The organism is Candidatus Regiella insecticola LSR1 (assembly GCF_000143625.1).
GTDB lineage: Bacteria > Pseudomonadota > Gammaproteobacteria > Enterobacterales > Enterobacteriaceae > Regiella > Regiella insecticola.
Genome location: NZ_GL379607.1, coordinates 1 through 3,066, shown reverse-complemented (window position 1 = coordinate 3,066; position 3,066 = coordinate 1). Strand labels below are relative to the sequence as shown.

General features: G+C 42.2%; 2 protein-coding genes and 2 pseudogenes. 2 read left to right on the top strand and 2 right to left on the bottom strand.

What is annotated here, in order from left to right; genetic code table 11:
• Positions 1-277 precede the first annotated feature (277 nt).
• Together REG_RS12795 and REG_RS07710 are read right to left on the bottom strand one after the other, a co-directional pair.
• Positions 278-457 (bottom strand): hypothetical protein, encoded by a 180-nt coding sequence (locus tag REG_RS12795; RefSeq protein WP_141553653.1) that lies wholly within the window; start codon positions 455-457, stop codon positions 278-280.
• 19 nt (positions 458-476) lie between these two features.
• Entirely contained in the window at positions 477-680 is a 204-nt protein-coding gene (locus tag REG_RS07710) for a transposase DNA-binding-containing protein (RefSeq protein WP_039907934.1), read from the bottom strand.
• 373 nt (positions 681-1,053) lie between these two features.
• On the opposite strand from REG_RS07710, the pseudogene gltX reads away from it, so the two are divergent.
• Positions 1,054-2,458: pseudogene (gene gltX / locus REG_RS07705) on the top strand (glutamate--tRNA ligase).
• Between the two features lie 213 nt (positions 2,459-2,671).
• Positions 2,672-3,066 (top strand): annotated as a pseudogene (locus REG_RS07700) (L,D-transpeptidase); the annotation flags it as partial.

Here is a 3,066-nt window from a genome sequence, read left to right as displayed (position 1 = left end):
CGTTTGCCATTCTATCTTTGACAACACATCGGTGCAGGTAGCCTCAGGACACAACGCTGCCATTTTACTCATATACATCAGTTTGAAGGCGATAATGCTTTTGAGGGTGCTCATTTTCGTTAATTTGGTTGCCGTATTTAAACGACATTGTTCAACACAACATCCTGATTTCAGTGTTTTGAAGAACGCTTCTCTCTTCCATCTCAGCTATACCAATTAACTTTCTCTTCTCCTTCAAAGCCGTCAGTGGCCGTCAAATTGGTCAATAATAGCCATTCTAGAGGGTCTCTATCCACTTAATACTTTCTTTCTCTTTCATTGTCGATTGATAAAGCCGCCGCTGTTTTTCCTGAGGGGTTTCCTCTCGGGAAACACGTGACCAACATTTAAGCGAGGATAACCCAAGTGGCAATCCCTCCTGAGTTACCATCAAACTTGCATGAAGCATCAACCCCATTTTATGTTTGTTATAGGCTTTAGATAGACTTCCCAACCAAATCGATAAGCACCTTTGGCCTGTGAACAGGAGCCATGACAGCTTTGGTGAATTGAACCTGACGCTTTTGATGATAATAAGCCCGCTGTTTCAAAAAACGCTCTTTAAGGCGTTTATCTCCGAAATCAATTTGATGAAATTCTTCCCGAACCCACTCATTCCCATTACCCGTTACTGTTTTCATGTGCCTATTTCCTGATTTACCTCGCTTCTCTTTACTATTGAATCTACCAATAATCCAATTCCAACTGAATCATTTTTCATTCAACGTTGTGGGTAAAAGTGAGCCTTCAATCTATGCGAAATTTTTTTAACGCCGCTAAAATAGAGGAAAAGACGGGCGAAAAAACGCAGCTTTGTATAGAATACATGAATATTTTTAGCTCATTTTGACAAAGTATTAGTGAGCACAAGAGATTTCAAATATACCCTTCGCCCTTGAAGTTGCCGCTAAGCGGCCAGGGCATGATGCGGCGAACATCCACAGCCAACACAACGCGGCACTTCAAAGTGCGAAGGGTATTAGACGAGATAATACAAGTAAGGCATTTATTAGCATGAAGACCAAAACACGTTTTGCCCCCAGTCCTACTGGTTATTTACACGTAGGGGGCGCCCGCACGGCGCTTTACTCTTGGTTATTTACTCGTCACTCAGGTGGCGAATTCGTATTACGGATCGAAGATACTGATCTTGAGCGCTCTACTCAGGAAGCCATTGATGCCATTATGGAAGGCTTAAACTGGCTGAATTTAGATTGGGATGAAGGCCCACATTTTCAGACCAAGCGTTTTGATCGTTATAACTCTGTCATTGATCACATGTTAGAAAATGGCACTGCATATCGATGTTATTGCTCCAAACAACGTCTAGAGAAGTTACGTGAAACCCAAATCGCTAACGGTGAAAAACCCCGTTATGACGGCCATTGCCGAGATCAGGTTGATAAACATGATATCAATAAACCTTCAGTAGTGCGTTTTCGTAATCCACAACAAGGATCCGTTATTTTTGATGACATGATCCGTGGGCCTATTAAATTCAGCAACATGGAATTAGATGATTTAATCATTCGTCGAACAGAGGGTTCACCCACTTATAATTTTTGTGTGGTGATTGACGATTGGGATATGGAAATTACTCATGTGATCCGTGGTGAAGATCATATTAATAATACTCCGCGTCAAATCAACATCTTACAAGCCTTAGGCGCCCCTATACCGCAATATGCTCATGTTTCTATGATATTGGGGGAGGATAATAAAAAATTATCAAAGCGCCATGGGGCTGTGAGTGTGATGCAATATCGTGATAAAGGTTATCTGCCTGAAGCATTGTTAAACTATTTAGTACGCCTGGGATGGTCTCACGGTGATCAAGAGATTTTTTCTCTAGCTCAGATGAAAACACATTTCAGCCTGGGTGCTGTTAGCAAATCTGCCAGTGCGTTTAACACCAAAAAATTACGCTGGTTAAATCATCATTACATTAACCATCTTCCCCCTGAAAAAGTGGCAACTTATCTCTCTTGGCATGTTGAAAAACAAGGTATTGATACCCAAGGTGGCCCGCCATTAGTTGAAATAGTGAAACTACTGGGTGAACGCTGTGAAACGTTAAAAGAAATGGCAGAATCTTGCCGTTATTTTTACCAAGAATTGACTGAATTTGATGTGGATGCGGCAAAAAAACATTTGAAACAAGCCGCCCACCAGCCGTTAACCATAGTCGCTGCCAAATTAGCCGAAATAGATGAATGGAAAGTGGAAAAATATCCACAATGCATTACAAAGCACGGCAACGGAGTTACAAATAAATATGGGAAAAGTAGGAATGCCACTACGTGTCGCGGTCACAGGCGTTAATCAATCTCCAGGAATGGATATTACAGTTTATCTTCTTGGGAAGAAACGAACACTTGATCGTATAGATAAAGCGCTAAAATTTATTGCAGCGCATTGAAAATACCGAGAGAAAAATCAAAAACTGCCATCATAAATCATCATTACAAACTATAATATGCTCGTGTATACCCTTCGCCTTTGAAGTTGCCGCTAGGCGGCAGGGTGTGAGACCGATGAGCGTAGATAGACTACGTGATTCGGCGAAATACCCGCAGCCAATACGCGGCGGGGCTTCAAAGGCTAAGGGTATAAACATATTCGGGAGCATCGGATGGTGACTGGAATGCAGTATTCATTGCGAACCTGGGTACTGGGTAGCGCCTTGATCTGGAGTTGGATGTCAATTTCATCCGTATCAGCAACTACACCGCTTTTCTCTGCTGATTCCGCTTCTCAACCGGTAGAAACAGATGAAGTCTTGGTTGCACAGGCGCATACAAAGCTGTTAAAAGCACTATCCGAAAATGTGACGCCTTATTATGTATCAGAATTGGCTCCACTTTACGCAAAAAATGATCTGCAGCCTATGTGGCGTGATCCGCTGGCAATCCAGCGCTTTCAACAGCAATTAGCTGAATTAGCATTATCGGGCATCCATCCGAGATTTATTCAGTGGATCAAGTGGTTAACTGACCAATCAATTAGTGGAATGGCACGTGATATTGT

Excerpts from the sequence above, each read along its gene's own strand:
- REG_RS07710 (WP_039907934.1), bottom strand. The coding sequence starts at position 680 with ATGAAAACAGTAACGGGTAATGGGAATGAGTGGGTTCGGGAAGAATTT.
- REG_RS12795 (WP_141553653.1), bottom strand. The coding sequence starts at position 457 with ATGGGGTTGATGCTTCATGCAAGTTTGATGGTAACTCAGGAGGGATTG.